The organism is Thermobaculum sp. T2p (assembly GCF_059335935.1).
Genome location: NZ_JANZYQ010000027.1, coordinates 38,954 through 56,128 on the forward strand (window position 1 = coordinate 38,954; position 17,175 = coordinate 56,128).

At 47.3% G+C, this 17,175-nt stretch carries 16 protein-coding genes; 8 read left to right on the forward strand and 8 right to left on the reverse strand.

The features are described from left to right. Nucleotides 1-83 precede the first annotated feature (83 nt). The 4 genes from N2245_RS12520 to N2245_RS12535 all read left to right on the forward strand — a co-directional run bounded on the left by N2245_RS12520 (nt 84) and on the right by N2245_RS12535 (nt 5,538). On the forward strand, nt 84-881 hold the full coding sequence (locus N2245_RS12520) for an LLM class F420-dependent oxidoreductase (RefSeq protein WP_494537069.1): 798 nt from the start codon (nt 84-86) through the stop codon (nt 879-881). A gap of 182 nt (nt 882-1,063) precedes the next feature. Next, nucleotides 1,064-2,443 (forward strand): NAD(P)/FAD-dependent oxidoreductase, encoded by a 1,380-nt coding sequence (locus N2245_RS12525; RefSeq protein ID WP_494537070.1) that lies wholly within the window; start codon nt 1,064-1,066, stop codon nt 2,441-2,443. Between the two features lie 112 nt (nt 2,444-2,555). Continuing rightward, complete coding sequence (locus tag N2245_RS12530; protein WP_494537071.1) at nt 2,556-4,859, forward strand: ATP-binding cassette domain-containing protein; 2,304 nt, start codon at nt 2,556-2,558, stop codon at nt 4,857-4,859. Next, a complete protein-coding gene (locus N2245_RS12535) occupies nt 4,843-5,538 on the forward strand; it encodes a cyclic nucleotide-binding domain-containing protein (protein WP_494537072.1) in 696 nt (231 codons plus the stop codon). The genes N2245_RS12530 and N2245_RS12535 overlap by 17 nt, the downstream gene beginning before the upstream one ends. Before the next feature lie 25 nt (nt 5,539-5,563). Here the strand turns inward: N2245_RS12535 and N2245_RS12540 are convergent, their stop codons facing one another. After that, entirely contained in the window at nt 5,564-7,930 is a 2,367-nt protein-coding gene (locus N2245_RS12540; RefSeq protein WP_494537073.1) for a DNA-directed RNA polymerase subunit alpha C-terminal domain-containing protein, read from the reverse strand. Nucleotides 7,931-8,061: 131 nt separating this feature from the next. Between N2245_RS12540 and N2245_RS12545 the strand changes: the two genes are divergently transcribed. The 3 genes from N2245_RS12545 to N2245_RS12555 all read left to right on the forward strand — a co-directional run bounded on the left by N2245_RS12545 (nt 8,062) and on the right by N2245_RS12555 (nt 10,359). Continuing rightward, a complete protein-coding gene (locus N2245_RS12545; protein ID WP_494537074.1) occupies nt 8,062-9,552 on the forward strand; it encodes an NCS2 family permease in 1,491 nt (496 codons plus the stop codon). Between the two features lie 91 nt (nt 9,553-9,643). Next, nucleotides 9,644-9,997 carry a hypothetical protein gene (locus N2245_RS12550; protein ID WP_494537075.1) on the forward strand — a complete coding sequence of 118 codons (354 nt, stop codon included), beginning with the start codon at nt 9,644-9,646 and terminating at the stop codon, nt 9,995-9,997. A gap of 20 nt (nt 9,998-10,017) precedes the next feature. Further along, complete coding sequence (locus tag N2245_RS12555; RefSeq protein ID WP_494537076.1) at nt 10,018-10,359, forward strand: hypothetical protein; 342 nt, start codon at nt 10,018-10,020, stop codon at nt 10,357-10,359. On the opposite strand, the gene N2245_RS12560 is transcribed toward N2245_RS12555, so the two are convergent. The 3 genes from N2245_RS12560 to N2245_RS12570 are packed head-to-tail and all read right to left on the reverse strand — an operon-like array spanning nt 10,356 to nt 12,374. Then, nucleotides 10,356-11,276 (reverse strand): proline dehydrogenase family protein, encoded by a 921-nt coding sequence (locus tag N2245_RS12560; protein ID WP_494537077.1) that lies wholly within the window; start codon nt 11,274-11,276, stop codon nt 10,356-10,358. The genes N2245_RS12555 and N2245_RS12560 overlap by 4 nt on opposite strands. 29 nt (nt 11,277-11,305) lie before the next feature. Further along, nucleotides 11,306-11,551 (reverse strand): 4Fe-4S dicluster domain-containing protein, encoded by a 246-nt coding sequence (locus tag N2245_RS12565; RefSeq protein WP_012874553.1) that lies wholly within the window; start codon nt 11,549-11,551, stop codon nt 11,306-11,308. 43 nt (nt 11,552-11,594) lie between these two features. After that, complete coding sequence (locus N2245_RS12570) at nt 11,595-12,374, reverse strand: alpha/beta hydrolase (protein WP_494537078.1); 780 nt, start codon at nt 12,372-12,374, stop codon at nt 11,595-11,597. A 191-nt stretch (nt 12,375-12,565) separates the two neighbouring features. On the opposite strand from N2245_RS12570, the gene N2245_RS12575 reads away from it, so the two are divergent. Continuing rightward, the gene (locus N2245_RS12575; RefSeq protein ID WP_494537079.1) at nt 12,566-13,390 is read left to right on the forward strand and encodes a serine hydrolase; all 825 of its coding nucleotides are present in this window, start codon (nt 12,566-12,568) and stop codon (nt 13,388-13,390) included. A gap of 5 nt (nt 13,391-13,395) precedes the next feature. Here N2245_RS12575 and N2245_RS12580 read toward each other — a convergent pair whose 3' ends face one another. The 4 genes from N2245_RS12580 to N2245_RS12595 are packed head-to-tail and all read right to left on the reverse strand — an operon-like array spanning nt 13,396 to nt 17,158. Then, nucleotides 13,396-14,205 carry an inositol monophosphatase family protein gene (locus N2245_RS12580; RefSeq protein WP_494537080.1) on the reverse strand — a complete coding sequence of 270 codons (810 nt, stop codon included), beginning with the start codon at nt 14,203-14,205 and terminating at the stop codon, nt 13,396-13,398. After that, nucleotides 14,198-15,721 (reverse strand): hypothetical protein, encoded by a 1,524-nt coding sequence (locus tag N2245_RS12585; protein WP_494537081.1) that lies wholly within the window; start codon nt 15,719-15,721, stop codon nt 14,198-14,200. The genes N2245_RS12580 and N2245_RS12585 overlap by 8 nt, the downstream gene beginning before the upstream one ends. Nucleotides 15,722-15,740: 19 nt before the next feature. Beyond that, entirely contained in the window at nt 15,741-16,298 is a 558-nt protein-coding gene (locus N2245_RS12590) for a GrpB family protein (RefSeq protein WP_494537082.1), read from the reverse strand. Further along, nucleotides 16,295-17,158, reverse strand: coding sequence for a GNAT family N-acetyltransferase (locus N2245_RS12595; RefSeq protein ID WP_494537083.1), 864 nt, complete (start codon nt 17,156-17,158; stop codon nt 16,295-16,297). Before N2245_RS12595 ends, N2245_RS12590 begins: the two co-directional genes overlap by 4 nt. Nucleotides 17,159-17,175 lie beyond the last annotated feature (17 nt).

Here is a 17,175-nt window from a genome sequence, read left to right on the forward strand (position 1 = left end):
CTACTTTCCAAGACCGGCATACTCATTGCTATACTAAGCTGTGGTACTTCCCCTAATAGAACACCATATTAGGAGGTTTTTGCGTGCGACTTAGAGTTGGAGTGCAGATTAGGCCACAGCATGCTGATTATGACCAGATCAGAGATGCTTGGATAAGGGCAGAGAATATAGGTGCAGACGTGCTTTATAATTGGGACCATTTCTTTCCCCTATGGGGAGATCCTGATGGTAAGCACTTCGAGTGTTGGACTATGCTAGCTGGTATGGCCGAAGTGACGAAGCGAGTGGAGATTGGTGCCCTTGTAACCTGCAACTCCTACAGGAACCCTAATCTGCTCGCAGATATGGCCCGTACGGTGGACCATATATCAAAAGGAAGACTCATCCTTGGTATCGGTGCAGGATGGTTTGAAAAAGATTACAGAGAGTATGGCTACGAGTTTGGAACTGCTGCTAGCAGGCTGAAGGATCTGGAGAGATCGCTGCCTATAATCATTGAGCGTTGGAAAAAGCTCAATCCGGGTCCAGTTAGAGGTCACATACCCATTCTCATAGGTGGTAGTGGTAGAAAGGTGACTCTTCGCCTAGTAGCACAGTACGCAGATGCCTGGAACGGTTTTGGCACTCCCGATGAGGCCAGGGAGTTGAATAAAGTTATAGATGAATGGTGTGAAAAGGTAGGGAGAGATCCCAGTGAGATAGAACGTTCCATAATGATAGATGATGAGTGGGTAGATAAGGCGGATTACTACGTCGAAGCCGGCGTAACCCATCTAATAGTGGGGGCTGATGGCCCTGAGTATAACCTAGAGCCGCTAGCTAAGCTGGTCGAATGGCGTAACAGTAGACAGCCTGTTGCAGAGGAAGCGGCTAGCCGATAGAGGTTCCTGCAATTCATTCTCAGTATGCTTATTACCACCAGGATATCCTGGTGGTATATTTTTGTCTGGAATCCTAATAGGAACTCATGGGCTATTTATGCTATCCTATTTGCAAGTAGATGTCACGATAGTTGTCGATAAAAGTCTTCTCATCAAAAGTAAATTTTGCTAGGGGAGCTGGAATGAAAAAGGCTTTACTCGGGATAGGACTCTTAGGATCGGTAGGAGCTTTGGTTGCATTGCAGGCAACGCGTAGAGGAGGGGGCTATTACTCAAGCAACAACTCTACTCGGGTGGTAGTATTAGGAGCGGGTTTCGGAGGGTTATCAGCCGCAAGAACCTTAGCTCGCAACAGAGATGGCCTGGATTTGGATGTATTACTGGTGGATCGTGCTAATTTCCACCTGTTTACGCCTATACTCTATCAAGTTGCGACTGGGGGGGTTGAACCGGATAATGTTACCCATCCAGTAAGGTATGCTACTCAGGCCGATGGCTTCCGCTTTCAGGAAAGCAATGTGCAAAAGATATCCATAGAAGATAAGTGCGTCTATACTGATGACGGCCCGATCTACTATGACTATTTGGTAGTGGCTCTGGGCGCGACCAATAACTTCTTTGGTCTTGCCAGTGCGGAGGAAAATTCGTTCACTCTGAAGACAATCAGCGATGGCATAGAGCTACGTAATCACATAATAGATGCCTTCGAGCGCGCCGAGGTAGAGCAGGATCCTGAAGTCCGCCGCAGACTGCTGACTTTCGTGATTGTAGGAGCTGGTCCCACAGGAGTGGAGCTTGCGGCGTCCCTGCGTGACCTGGCGAGCCACGTACTTCTCAAGGAGTATCCTAGAATAGATCCCAGCGAGGTGAGGGTTGTATTGGTTGAGGCCCTGGATCGTATCCTCCTTGCTCTGGATGATCAGCTGCGCCAGAATGCAATGAAAACCCTACAATCGAAGGGTGTAGAAGTCCTTCTCAATACTCCTGTGGCTGATGTAGAGAAGGGTGGGGTGCGCATCAAGGATGGGAGCTTCATTCCGAGTGAGACTGTAGTGTGGACAGCAGGTGTGAAGGCCAATCCTTTGATCGCCGATCTGCCAGGAGAGAAAGGCAGGGATGGCAGGGTCAGAGTTAATGACTTCATGCAGTTGCCTGACCACCCCGAAGTATATGTGATTGGTGACTGCGCGATGTACTTTATGCCCGGTGAGCAGAGGCCACTTCCTCCCAACGCACCTGTGGCTATCGCTGGCGGGAAGACTGCGGCTATCAATATAATTCATACTCTGAAGAACGAACCACTGGAGCCTTTGAAGTATAAGTACCAGGGTGAGCTCGTTAGCCTTGGTAAGAACAATGCTGTGGCCAACATAATGGGTATAAAGTTCAGCGGGTTTGTAGGATGGCTTGTGTGGCGCGCTGTGTATCTGTATAAGCTCGAAGGCTTCAAGAACAAGGCAAGCGTGCTGGTGGACTGGCTGTTTGGTGTATTTGACAGAAGGGAAACTAGTAAATTACCTGTTACACCTTCCAAGGTGCCAAGCGAGTCATTAGCAGAATAGCTTATACATTCTGCAACAAACTACATAAGGGGTGGTCATGTTCCACCCCTTATGTAGTTTGTTGGTGTAGAATCTTTATAAACACAAGATGACAATTTATTGAGTGTTTTCTATGCTGCAGGTTATAGATCTCGAGATAATTCTAGATGGAAAGCCAATACTCTCCGGCGTAAGCTTCAAGGTTAATGCCGGAGAAAAGGTAGCCTTAGTTGGGGCCAATGGCGCTGGCAAGAGCACTCTGCTTAGGGCTATCAGCGGCGAACTACGGCCCTCGGGAGGCAAGATAGTTCTTCTTCCGGGGCTCAAGGTTGGCTATCTGCCTCAAGACAGCTTCATAGTCTCCAGCAGAACTCTACATGACGAGATGCTTTCCGTGTTTGGAGATGTGCTAGAGATAGAGTCCAAGCAGCGCAAGCTCGAACAGGAGATGTCCGTGCTTACAGGGGAAGAGCTGGACCATCTGCTTGCCGAGTACCAGCGACTCAGCTCTGAGTTTGAAAGGCTTGGAGGCTACACGATCGAGAGGGAAGTAGGTAAGGTACTACATGGCTTGGGATTCACACCCAACGATCTCTCAAGGGTAGTATCGAATTTCAGCGGTGGATGGAAGAGCCGTGTAGCGCTCGCCAAGGTATTGCTGGAGGAGCCAGATATACTTCTACTGGATGAACCTACCAATCATCTGGATCTGCATGCTATCGAGTGGCTTGAAGATTTTCTAGTACGCTACAAAGGTGCTGTGATCCTGGTTTCGCACGATCGATATCTCCTGGATAAGTTGACTACTCGTACTATCGAGTTGCAGGATGGTAAGGCCACGGATTATCAAGGTAACTACAGCTGGTATGTTGCAGAGAAGGAGCGAAGGCTTCAGGATCAGCTTGAGTCCTTCCAGAGACAGCAGAAGTATCTTGAGAGGCAGAGGGCTTTTATAGAGCGATTTCGTTACAAGGCGACCAAAGCCAGAGCGGTGCAAAGCCGAGAGAAGATGCTTCAGAAGATAGAGAAGGTCGAAGCGCCGAAGATCTTCTCGAGGAAGATATCCTTCAAGTTCAACTATGCTGGTCACAGCGGTCGAGAAGTATTCGCTCTGAAGAACATCTCCAAGTCCTATGGCTCTCACAAGATTCTAGAAGGCATAGATCTCCTTGTGGAGCGTGGTGACAAGATTGCCATAATAGGTCCCAACGGGAGTGGTAAAACTACCCTCCTGAAAATACTGGCAGGCGTGGAAGAGCCTTCCTCCGGCTCGATACGCTTTGGATATAACGTCAGGCTCGGATATTACGACCAGCATCAGGCAGAGATCCTGCAGAGCGACAAGACCATATATGACCTAGTTCTGGAGCAAGCTCCACAGGAATGGACAGTCACTGATATCCGTGACCTACTCGGTAGATTCCTATTTAGAGGTGATGATGTAGAGAAATATATATCCGTGCTCAGTGGTGGTGAGAGAAGCAGGCTCGCATTGCTCCTGCTGCTGCTAAGACCCGTAAATACACTGCTTCTGGATGAGCCCACAAACCATCTGGACATAGCTAGCAAGGAGGTGTTGGAGTCTGCTATTTGTGAGTTCCCTGGTACTTGCGTAGTAGTATCTCACGATCGATACTTTATAAATAAATTTGCCCAGAAGATAATCGTTGTAGAGGATACGCATATTACATCATACTTGGGCAACTACACGGATTATAAGGCTAAGGTGTCTGAGGGTAAGCTGGAGGTAAGCACTAAGCCTGCTCCGGTGCAGGTGCAGCATAAAGCTACCAAGAAGCCCCACACTAAGGAAAGAGAGATCCTTAGATTGCGTGCGCAAGTTCAAGACCTCGAAACTGAAATCAGCGATACTGAGGAACGCCTCCAGGAGCTGCAAGCTCATCTTGAAGATAATAGCTTGTACCAGGATCGGGAGCACTATTATTCTCTCCTATCTGAATACGGAGAACTTCAAGGTAGACTGCAGGATCTGAATGAGCGCTGGGAAAAGAAGGCTTCCTTGCTAGAGCAGTTGGAAATGCTGGGTTCTGCATCCTTAGAGCCTGATGAGTTAGAGCCTGAAGCACAAAGAAGGCTACGGGAACTCAAGAACGCGTTGGAAGACCCTGCCCTATATGAAAACCAGGGAGAGCTCGCGGCTGTACTTCAGGAATACTTGAACCTGAGCAAGAGTAATGAATCTCGTCCATCTAGTCAGATAGATAGCCAAGCAGGGAGTGAAGATTCTCAGGGAGATGAGCCAGAGGCTGTTGCTGAGTCTATCCGTGCTCGCTTGTCAGAGATAGAAAGAGTGCTTATGGATCCTGGCATTTTCCTTGATGAACATAGATCCAGATTGATCATCGAAGAGTACACCGAGTTGCAAAAGCGATTGGAGAATCTGTTGCAAGGTGGTAACTTTGACGATAAAAAGTGAGTTCTCCTGGCGAATGGGGGATCTCGGGTACAAGCTCCTGGTCTCGGGTTACATCTTGATAGATCTGGACGAGACAGAGCTCGATATAAGCTCAGGCAATAAAATAGTATATTCGGCACCTGAGACTGTAGCTGTGGAGTCTCCAACGTTACTGCTTGATGGTAAGTTAAACGTGTACGAACAAAAGGTGTCTGGCAGACCTTCGAGAATAGGACGGATAGAACATGGAAAGCTGATCCTGCCGATCAGTAAATCCCAGGCTACCAGTCTGGTTAGATTTGAACCAGTTGGGCAAGCAGTGTGCGTTAGCTGGGATGAATCTTTGGGCTGGGGATTCTTGCCAAAAGATGATCAATCAGCGGTCGAACTAATAAAAGGTCTGTACGAAGCAGCATGTGGCTTGCATTGGATATTAGAGATGTCCGCCATCAGTTCTGGCCTAGCTAGGTTGGCGAATCTGCTGATACAGGTAGCTGATGAGTTAGGTGTACAGCAAGAGGATAGAATATGGCTCAAGGGAGTGCCGGACACGAAAGAGCTGGCAGTGCTAGCAGGGATTTCCAAGGAGAGCGCTGCGATAAACCTGGAATGGCTGATACATCAAGGTATTTTATCTAGAGAAGATGGTAAGTTATTCTTGCATTCGCTTGAGCAACTACGAGAACTCGTGTCACAGTAGGACGCAAATAAGGCCGAATAGATTGCTAAGAGTTTTCCTGACTTAATCTTCTGGCCCACTGCTCTTCAGTATATAACCTGTATCGGTACTCACCTGACTGTAGAGCTTCTATATATATACTTTGTCCCGGTGTTACCTGGTGAGATCTCATGAACATGCGTAGTCCGGATATATGTGATCTGCCTCTATGTAACCTGTAGGTGTGGGTAGACTCCTGTGTGTCACCGCACTTTGCCACTATCTCTCCCTCGGAGGGGAATATAGCGTGAAGATCAGAGCTTACTGCTAGACTGCCACTTCTATAGGTAGATCTGCTGATTTGTATTCGAGCTACTATGCTCCCAGCAGGTGTCCTGACAAGCTCTCTCACGGTTTTCTGCAGTCTGTGTCTAGATGACACAGACTTAGCGTCATACTCCTCTCCAAATAGCCAATAGTTCTCTCTTATAGGGATAAACCTGGGGCTTGCTATTAGAACCCTACTAATGTCCTTGGGGTCGCGACCTATTGCTTCAGCTATCTCTTCTGCATGCAGAGGTTTTCCAACTGTCAGCATCATGTTTTCTATTATAGATTCCAGCTCTTTATCTACGGTGCCCCATTCGGTCAATCCGAATAATCCTCTACCAAGGCGCATGAAATAAGGTTCTGTCAATAGTATGTTATATATGCTCTCTGTACTTATAGGTCCTGGAGAGGTGCTGTCTTGGAGGTGATCGATTACATGCTTAGTTATAGTCTTGTAATGAGCTGGTTTACCTATCTCCCTTAGAGCCATGACTATATTGTCTATCTTAGTTCTCTTCCATTCCTGTAGCGCAACGTCTCCCGAAGGGGTGATGTATAAGCCAGGGGTGGCTCTCACGAACTCTTCTAGTGAAAAGTTAGGGTAAGTAGTCTTTAATGTGACATAATCACTGTTTGATGCCAGTAGTTCTTCCAAGCTCCTGATGGGCATGGGACTAAGCCTTTTGACCAGTAGCCCTTTCATGAGCTCTTGCAGGTCTTCTACCTGTTGCACTGGAGCTTCCCTGAGTGCGAACCTTCGACCTTGCAGCGGAACTAACACATCACTTATCTCGAACAGGAACCGAGCCGCTCCTGCAGGATTTAGATTATGTACTTTGTAAGTATTGTGGAATCGATCTAATAGGTATCTGAGTGTGGCTACTCCGCCAACTACCTTCATGGCATCAACAGCAGGATTAATCAATCTTGCTATCAGGTCGCTGTTTTGTTTCCTGATAAGCCTTAGGCCCCTCTCCTCAAGCTGCCTTACGCGTTCCTTAGATATGTTTAACTCTGAGCCTATTTCCTGAAGAGTGAGTATCTTGCCACTTACTCCAAATCTAGCTTCGAGCACTCTTCGTACTCTGGGCGACTTAATAGTTTGGATGAGCTTTGTGATCTCTTTGTCTAGCTCTATAATGTCAGTATCTTCTTGAGTGGTTTCGGGTCGCAGCTCTACATCTGAGGGGAGTTGTTCAGAGTAGCTTTGTATAGCCTCTAATATCCTTTTCGCAGTTACCTTCCCGATTCTAGGTATCTCCTGGAGTCGCGAGAGATTCTTCCCTGTGATATCTCCTATGGTCCTGATACCTGCTAGCTCTAATCTATGTATGATCGAAATTGATAGCGGTAGCTTCGAGATGGGGTGGTTAGCTATGACGGGTGTAATACTAAAGCCTCCCTCTTCCTGAACTTGTTCGGCTTCTTCAGCTTTCTCAACAGAGATGTCCCGACCTTCATTGCCTAGCCTTGCAGCCCTTATCTCCTCCAGTGCGGATTTACCTAACCCCTTGAGCTTGAGAAGATCCTCATCCGTTAGTCTATACAGCTGATCTGCCGTAAATATGCCGGCTCTTCGCAATACGCCTCTAACTCTAGGGCTAAGTTCGAGGTTTTCAAGGCTTTTATCCACTTCATGAGACTTGGATAATCTCAACAGCTTCATTAAGTACTCTTCTGTGTACTGTTTTACAAGTGCCTGAGATCGGCCAACATAGCCTAGTATGGCTCTGATATAGAACGTTGAGGATGAAGCCAAATCCTGTACGGTAGTTATCCCTGCCGATGCTAGAGGTCTCTGTGCCCAACTGGGTAATCCAATGCTCGACAGACTAGTCTGAGATAGGTCTATGCCTTCGGATGCTACTTGCTGGATCAGCAGAGGATTAATAAGTGGAAATCTGACTTTATCTTCCTTAAAATCCAGTCCCTGTGATCGTAGTGCTTCTCTAATCTTTTGCAGATCGGAATAGTTGACCCTGACGGTAGACAAGAACTCCTCTACCGTCACCTGGGATAATGATTCCAGGTTGCTATATCCTGAGATCCTTAGAGCTCTAGCTACAGTAGGAGATATCTTGGCTAACCGGTCGTGAGGGTCCATCTGAGGGGCCTTTCCGACTGAATGTTATCTAAACAGAATTATAACATCGAACTGTTTGCAAACAGTAGCTTGCGAACACTTATAATACTTCTGTCTAAATACATATTATCTTTCAAGGAGAGGGATATTCTATGTCGAATGTATCAGCTGAGACCGGTGCCGTCCCTTCGAGAGGGTTGCTGGACCGAGTTTTCAAGCTCTCCGAGTATGGCACTACTGTAAGGACCGAGGTTATGGCTGGCATTACCACTTTCATGGTGATGTCATACATCGTATTTGTTAATCCTTCGGTGCTAAGCCTGCAAGGCAGGGGGCTTCCCCCGGCTGCCACCCTCACAGCTACCGCTCTCGTAGCCGGCGTGATGACTATTCTGATGGGTTTGTATACCAACAAGGCATTTGCGATAGCTAGTGGTATGGGGCTCAATGCTGTAGTTGCCTATCAGCTTATTGCTGCTATGGGGCTCACTCCTGCCGAAGCTATGGGTGTGATAGTCATCGAAGGACTGATCATCTTGGTGCTAACTCAGACTAACTTCCGAGAGGCTATCATGAGGGCGATACCTACCGAGCTCAAGAGAGCTATAGCGGTAGGTATCGGCCTATTTCTCGCCTTTATAGGCCTAGTGAACGCGGGCTTTGTTGTTCCTGGTACACCAGATACTACAGCTGTCAGGTTGGGAGACCTAACAACCTTTCCTATTCTGGTGTTCGTATTTGGCATGATGGTGATGATCTTCCTCAGGAGTGTGGGGTCGAGGATACATCCCATCATAGGTAATGCCTACTTGCTTATAGGCATTCTCCTAACAACGCTGTTTGCTACTATCATAAACACCATGTTTTTTGATCGTAGTGCCTGGTCTGTGCCTGGCGTCGCACAGTGGCCAAGCAGTATAGTCTCTGCTCCTGACTTCAGCACCATAGGTAATGTGAGCCTTACAGGAGTGTTCAACAAGCTTGGCATAATAAGTGCCCTGCTGGTCATCTTCTCGATAATGCTAAGTGATTTCTTCGATACCATGGGTACTCTCGTTGGTGTTGGTAGTAAGGCTGGTTATCTTGATGAACAGGGTAATTTCCCTGATGTCAAGAAGCCTCTGCTGGTAGACTCCCTTGCGGCTGTGGTAGGCGGTTTCGCGAATGCCTCTAGTGCCACCACTTATATCGAAAGTGCTGCTGGTATAGAAGCCGGGGGACGCACTGGCCTGACTTCTGTAGTGACAGGTATATGTTTCTTGCTAATGATGTTCCTGTCACCCTTGGCATCTGTGATACCTGCTCAAGCAACTGCTCCGGCCCTCGTGTTAGTGGGTTGGATGATGATGACTACTCTTGCTGAGTCCGAGGAAACCGCTGACGAGGTCGAGCATACAGCTTCCGGGCCAAGATCCACTATACCTTTTGGAAATTTTGAGGTTGGTTTCCCCGCAGCTATCACTATGATAGTAATGCCCTTCACTTATTCGATCACGGACGGTATCGGCGCGGGCATCATACTCTACACTTTGATACAAATCTTTACTGGTAAAGCTAAGAAGATACATCCAGGACTGTGGATAGTCACTCTAGCCTTTATTCTCTACTTCCTGCAGGGTGTACTGGACAAGTACCTTATCTAAATTGCCCTCTGTAACCCAACCAAATCAGGGGAGGTCATCTTCCCTGATTTGGTGTTTAATTAATAAACTTTGGATGCGCGAAGGGAATATTATGATGAAGACCTGTGATAGGTGTGGAAGAATCAATCCTCCAGATGCTGCTTACTGCTTGACCTGTGCAACTCCATTGGCATCTGGTAGTGGTTTCTGGAGCAGGTTTGATCGCGGGTTTTCTAGCAGTAATATGTCATCTTCTCGCTCGACCTGGCGGGATCGCCTGCCAGTAGCTATAGAAGAGCTGATATTTGACCTCTTGAAGGCCATGATAAAATTCTATCTGTACATGCGGGATGGGCGAACCTCTGCCCGCTCTGGTAGCCCCAAGTCGAATCTGGGGTATAGATGGTCCAGGCTCAGGCAAACAGTCTCTGAAGCTAGGGCGGAGTACTATAGGCGATTCAAATAGAGATATCCTTAGGAGGAGACGTGTCTGCTATCTACTGTCAAGTATGTGGTTTAGCCAATAGGGCGGGTAGTAACTACTGCAACCGTTGTGGCGCTAAGCTGGAAGAGCAGTCGGTGCTTCCGGATTGGTTGCTTGAGGTGTCTAAGTACTCTGAGGAGGCCGTTCCTCATTGGCTTCAGAAGGCAGCTACCGAGGCGGATTTGGCTCTGGGTAAGGAAGAAGCGCAGGATGAGCTGATTTTCGAATCCTTTGAGGAAGAGGATGTTTCTCCTGAGGAGGAACTACTGACCATAGATGACATCATATCGGAAGACTATGCCTCTGAAAAGAAGGATGAGGCCCCCAATCCTCAGGGCGACTAACTTATAGCTTCTCTTATAATGCTGCGCACTACGAACTCAACATTGGCTGGTCTCTCAGCAAGCCTTCTCATGAAGTACGGGTACCATTCTTTACCAAATGGAACGTAGCATCTTACATGGTAGCCCTCGGTGGCCAACGCATGTTGAAGGTCTCTCCTAACGCCGTACAGCATCTGGAACTCAAAGTTATCGATGGGTATAGAATTCTTCTGTACGAAGTTCTTTGCGTGGTTTATTATTCTCTCATCATGAGTAGCTATGGCCGGGTAGTTACCGTTTATGAGTAGATACTCCATCAGGAGTATGTAGTTTCTATCTACATCCTTCTTATCTTGAAACGCCACCTCCGGTGGTTCTAAGTATGCTCCCTTGCACAGCCTGATGCGCGCACCCATCTGGACTAGTTCCTGGACGTCCTGATACGATCGGTGCAGATAGCTCTGGATGACCACTCCGAGGTTCTTATGGCTCAGGTAGAGCTCTTTGAAGATATCCAGGGTCTTCTGGGTATAAGCACTACTCTCCATATCTATGCGGACGAATATGTTATATCCTTCGGCCTTAGAGACTATCTCTTCTAAGTGACGCTTGCATATCTCTTCGTCTATATCTAGGCCAAGTTGTGTGAGCTTGAGGGACACATAGTTACCTATGCCGGAGGCATGCATTCTATCAAGCAGATTTATATAGAAGTCTGTGGATTCCCTAGCAGAAGATAGATCAGTAACGTTCTCTCCGAGGTAGTCGAGGGCACTCTCTATACCTTGTTCACGCAGTTTCTGGACGACTCTGAATGCAGACTCTATGGTCTCTCCGGCTACAAAGCGCCAGGCTATGGTTCTAAACGCAGGATACCTTGAGATAAAATGACGCAACCAAGCCTGATTACTGAGGTAAAGTAATAACTTTCTGAGCATGGCCGGTTGCGTCACTCCTTCTAATAAGCTTATTTATCTTTGAAATAATCTGCGTTGATCTGTATGTAGTGCTGCCACTGCTCGGGCACGCTATCCTCCGGGTAGATGGCGCTTACCGGGCACTCGGGCTCACACGCCCCACAGTCTATACATTCGTCTGGGTGTATATAGTACATGGGAGCTTCATCGTCGGTGTATATGCAATCTACAGGACAGACCTCCACGCAGGAAGCATCCTTGACTCCTATGCATGGCTCTGTAATGACATATGGCATATCGACACCATCCTCTTTCTAGTTTTTATGAACGCAGCTTATGCTATCTTGCGACCGGTGCAGTGTCAAGTATCTTGAACCAATTTACAGTCTCATTGATTACAGTCCTCTCCCATTCTAGTGAGGAGAAAACGTGATCAGCTCCGTCTACGATCATTAGCCTGGCCTGATCTCCAAGCGCGTTCTTGAACCTATAAGCATGTTCAATGGGAACAGTCTCGTCGTTAGATCCATGTATTACTAGCGCAGGCCCTTTATACTGCTTTACCCTTTCTTCCGGTATGATCTGGTGTGCTTGCTCGATAAATTCCTTGCTTAGCGGAATGCCTCCAAGGTCTACATACCCTGAGGACTGTAGCTGTGTCAGTCTCATATCATCTGTGTTGCTGTCTAGTAGCTCTCCCATGTTAGCCACTGCGGACCATAACACAAGAGCTTTCACCTCCTGCCTCTGTCCAGCTAGACAGGCAGCTACAAAGCCTCCCATGCTTAAGCCCAGTACTCCTATTTTGGAGCGATCCACCTCTGGTTGGGACATCAGGAAATCCAAAGCCGCATTTGCGTCATCTATCTCACCCTGTGGGGTGGTATTCATAAAATCTCCCTGACTATCTCCCGAGCCTCTGAAATCAAATCTGAGGGCTGTAATTCCTCTGGATGCTAGTGCCCTAGCTGTCTTGGTATAGATAAAGTGTGCCTCTATGTGGGTACCTCCCAGGCCATGAAGCATTAGCACTGCGGGTCCTGGCGAGGAAATTTCGGGAGTATGAATGATTCCAAATAAACTGATTCCATTACTATTGATTGTTACTGTTCTTTCCATCGCAACCTCTAAGTCGTATATTAGTCTTGGTCGGCAGATTGATCAGCAAGACATATACCAGAAGAGATATCCGGCTATCAGCTATAAGTATAAAGCTAGAGCTATACAATTTACCCAGAATTTATTGACGGATATATGGCCGCACGAGGTTATAATCTCGGTTTGAGTATCAATATAACGAGGTGGTAGGTTTGTCTCTACAAGAGAGAATAACAAATATTATAGATTCCGTAGGTTATTTCGGCATCGCAGCAAAGGACCTGACACAGGGAAGAGAGCTGTTCATTAATGCTGATGAGATGTTCAACACAGCTAGCGTGATCAAGGTCCCTATCATGATAGAACTATTTAGGCGAGTCTATGAGGACAATGTTTCTCTAGATGATAGGCTAACTCTAGAAGATAGATTTAGAACCGGCGGCTCAGGCATCCTGAAGGAGTTCCGCTCAGGCCTACAGCTCACGCTATGGGATCTATGTGTGGCCATGATCGCTCTAAGTGATAACGTTGCGACGAACATGCTTATAGATTATCTAGGGATAGATGCTATTAATCGTTGTATGGATTCTATAGGTGCCTATAATACCAGGCTTCATCGTATGGTAGGCTTCAAAAGCATTAATCCTGAGCAGCCAAAAGGATTAGGTAGAACAACGCCAAGAGATATAATGATGATCTTCCAGAAGCTGGCAGAGGGGAAAGTGGTTAGCGAGAGTGCCTGCGAAGAGATGATAGCTATACTTGCCAAGCAGCATGATAGGAGTATGATCCCCAGGCTTCTTCCGATAGATTATGATTCCGTTAGTGGCGGCTACGACAGCGCTATAGTAGCTAACAAAACGGGAGCCGTAGATGGGGTAAGAAATGATGTTGCTCTCATAAGGTTCTCTGATGGTAGACAATGGGTAATATGTATACTGACTAAAGATCTCAGGGACCTTTCATGGAAGGTTGATCACGAAGGTGAGATCGCTATTGCCAGGATAGCTCTAGAGATATACAAGGAGTGGCTTTGAGGTGGTTAATCCACCTCAAAGCCGTACTTAGCGTTCAAATCTGATTTGAGATCCAGGAATTTCTGTACTAATGCAGAGTTAGCTACAAGTATAGAGCTGGTTCTAGAATCCCAATCTTTACCGTCGAAGGACCTAACTTCGCCTCTGGCTTCTCTCACGATCAAGACTCCTGCAGCTACATCCCATACGTTTACTTCTGGACGGTAGTATAGATCCAGCTTGCCAGAAGCAACATAGCACATGCCACAGCAGACCGACCCAAGCATCCTTGTTCGTCTAACGGCCATGAAGATCCCCTGTAGGACAAGAGGGGGTATTCGTTGAGCATAATCAATGGGCAATAGATCCGTGGAGGCGATGGCGTCCTTTAGTTGCTCCTTCTGCCCGACTTCTATGCGATGCGTATTCAGCCATGCTCCATTGCCCTTGGAAGCATGGTAAGTTTCGCTCGTCACTGGCAGGTGTATAGCAGCTGCTACCGGCTCGCTATTCTCCATGAGTGCCACTGATACTGCCCATATGGGAATCCCCAGCGCGAAGTTACGGGTCCCGTCGATTGGGTCCACCACCCAAGTCCAGTGGTCCATTAGCTGATGTGGCGATAGCTCCTCTCCCAGGACCTTATGATCTGGGTATCTCCTTCTTATTTGCTCCAGGATAATCTTCTCAGCTGCCAAATCCAGCTCTGTGACTACGGAGTCGTCTGCCTTCAGACGTGTCTGAATTTTCTCTCCGAACTGTTCTCTTAGCCAACTACCGACGTGCTCGGCTATTTCCACGGCGGATTTCTGAAAATCCTTGTACTCTTCATGCATTGGGGTGTAGATCCTTCAACATGGTGAATTGTCTTATGAGCGGCTGCACGTCAAAAGGCGCATAACCTATCTGTCTTGCTACATCTTCGTTCTCCATACTCTCACCGCTACTCCATAGGCCCTTCAGGAACTTCCCTGCGTCTGGATTGCTGTACCATCTATCACCATATGTGCCTTGTAGATGCTCCCTAAGCATGGCTTCAGTTATCCATGCTCTCAGGTAGTCCGCGGAGTAGTATCCGCTATCCATGTCGTTCACGAAGTTCTGTGGTGGATAAATAAATCCCGTGGCAGAAGATAGCTCGTCAGTATAGAGCTGCATGTTTCTGTGTTCGTCCATTGGGTTTTCAAAGAACAGCAGCTCATAGTTCAGCTTGGCTATATATCTGCGGAGTAGGAAGAACTCTGAGAGCTTGCTGTAGTAAGAAATCTCCTTGGCTTTGTCCTCTGGCACACCCAGCATATCGATCAACCAATTGGGGTTCATGGTGAGGAACTCCATAAGGAAACTGTAGATCTCTGTCAGGGCATAGCTGGTACCTATGACCTTATAGATGTAGTCCAGATCTGCCCTGACGTTGCCGTAGTGCTGGGCATGTCCTGCCTCGTGGAAGAATGCGTCGTAATCGTCCATGCCACCGATAGGCTTGATGACGAGGTGCACTTCGAACGGCGGATCTGGGGCATAGCATACGGCTCTGGGATTCTTTTTGGGACGATCTTCCGTATCAAGATGTATGTTAGATTGCTCGTCCACGTTTATCCCCATCCCCGCCATCGTGCGACGGTACGTATCCACCAACTTATCTTTGGGGAAGTACTGGTCGTACTCTGGCTTTCTGTCCATATAAGCAAAGTGGTGGCTGCCTATCTCTCCAAGGCGCCGATTTAGGGCCTTAGCTACCCATTCCCCCATGAGTTCTCGGTATAGATCTTCGGTCTCGGACATGAATGCTTGGAGCTGAGATCTCAACAGATCATAGTCAAGTCTTTTCTTCTCACTGTTGTAGGCTGTGTAGGAGTAGTATCCAAACTCGTCCGAAAGCACCTGTAACCTCTTACGAATGATCTCCATTCTGTCAGGGTTGGTTTGCTCAACCACCCCAAGCATAGCCTGCCTGATCCTATCTCTTTTGTCATAGTCAGGTTCTTCTGATATGAGCCTATGAAGGTTATGGTATGGTACTTTCTGCCCATCTATATTGACTACAGCGTTCATTTCGAATGAGACGATGCGATCGTCTATCTCGGCTGTTTGTGTTTCGATGTAGCCATCTAGCAGGTAGTAGTATATGCGCCTGAGGCGCTCCCTCTGCTTGGGCTCGGTCTCGGAATCATAAGCTTCTCTTATTGTTTCTAGGGTTTCCAAATTATATAGCCAGGAATATTTTGCAAGGATACTGGCTATGTCCTGAGTATCTTTCAGACCCACTCTTGCCAGACGACTCTCAGTTTCTATCTCGTAAGTACTGTCATGGATGCCCTTTACAATATCTTCTATCTGTGTGCTAGTCATGCTATGTTTCCTCCAAACTCTAAGCGTCGGATGATCCAGGTTCCCAGCCAGCTACCTGAGACCATTCACTTGCTCTTCGTATAGTATTCCATATAAAAGGACTCTTGGATTCTGTGTACTTTTCCCGGTCGTTTTTGAACTTCCTTGCCAGCTTATATTTCAATTGTGCATATTCCTGTGCCGTTTGAGGGTGAACTCTGAGATAATCCCTGAACAGCAGCGATAGCTGCTCCGAAAGGCTCCCAGCTTTACGTACGTGTACATGAGTTCTGGCTTGACCTGGGGGCTCACGAAAGTATCGTTTGGTCACATCCGGGTTATCGACTATCCAGACGTAACCTAAATCTGTAAGAGGGCCTAAGTAGCGAGACATAGGCTCCAGAGACTCGACCGATATCTGAATGTCTATTACCGGTTTGGCAGCCAGACCCATAACTGAAGTCGATCCTATGTGGTCTATTCGCAGTGCTACTTCTCCTAAGGCTAGTCTGATATCGTGAGCGAAAGCTTGGAATAGATTAGGCCATTCAGGATCATAGGGGACAACTATTACTGGGTCTGCATGCCATGAATTCATAGTATATCCACTAGCATAATATACTCCTGTGGGTCAAAGAAAACCTCGCTTGATAGAAAAGTCTCTACGTATGTTATCTTGAATCCCGATGCCAGTAGAGGACGAAGCGCAGGATGCGGTCCTGGAACTGAGATGCTCAGGGTTTTGAAGGCCGTCTGTTGTAGGCAGAAATTGACGATGGAGAGTGTAATGTCCTTGGATAACTTGCTATTCAGGGATGCTATCGGTCCAATCTCACAACGACTTGTGGATTGATTAATCTGGTAGTACGCGTATCCTTGTGTTTCCCCTGATATGGAGACGAGCAAAGGTACATAGCCCGTTTCTTCCAAGTATTCCAGGTCCTGAGTCCTATGTCTGCCGGAAACCTGCGAATCAATACTGAGTACTCTAGGATCTCGCTGTGCGGCTTTGACGATTTCCACTTGCTCTTGAAGATTCTTCAAAGGTGTTTTTATCTCATCTTTTGCTGCTCTAAGCACGAAGTTCTGCCATCGAGGTTGCATACCTTGTCTTATATAAAGAGCAAGTGCTCTTTTGTCCTCCGATGACACAGTACACTTAATCCCTGTTTTGCCCTTAAGTGCCACATCTAGCAAAGCCTGCCCTACTTTTTGGGATTGCTTTTGAGGATGCACGAATAGTTCGGCTAGATAGTGAACTTGCCCTCGGTTCAGTACAGCGGAGAAGCCAATCAGCTCACCGTCTGGATCTTCAGCAACGTACATCTCTCCTGTCTTCAGTTCATGCTGGATGTAGCTTGGTATGTCCGATGTTTGAGCCTCTGGATCTTCTTCGTTCAGTTGGATAATCCTATTAATGTTTGCTAGATCTGCGGTACTTGCAGGGCGGATTAGCATAGCAAGGATTCTCCCTA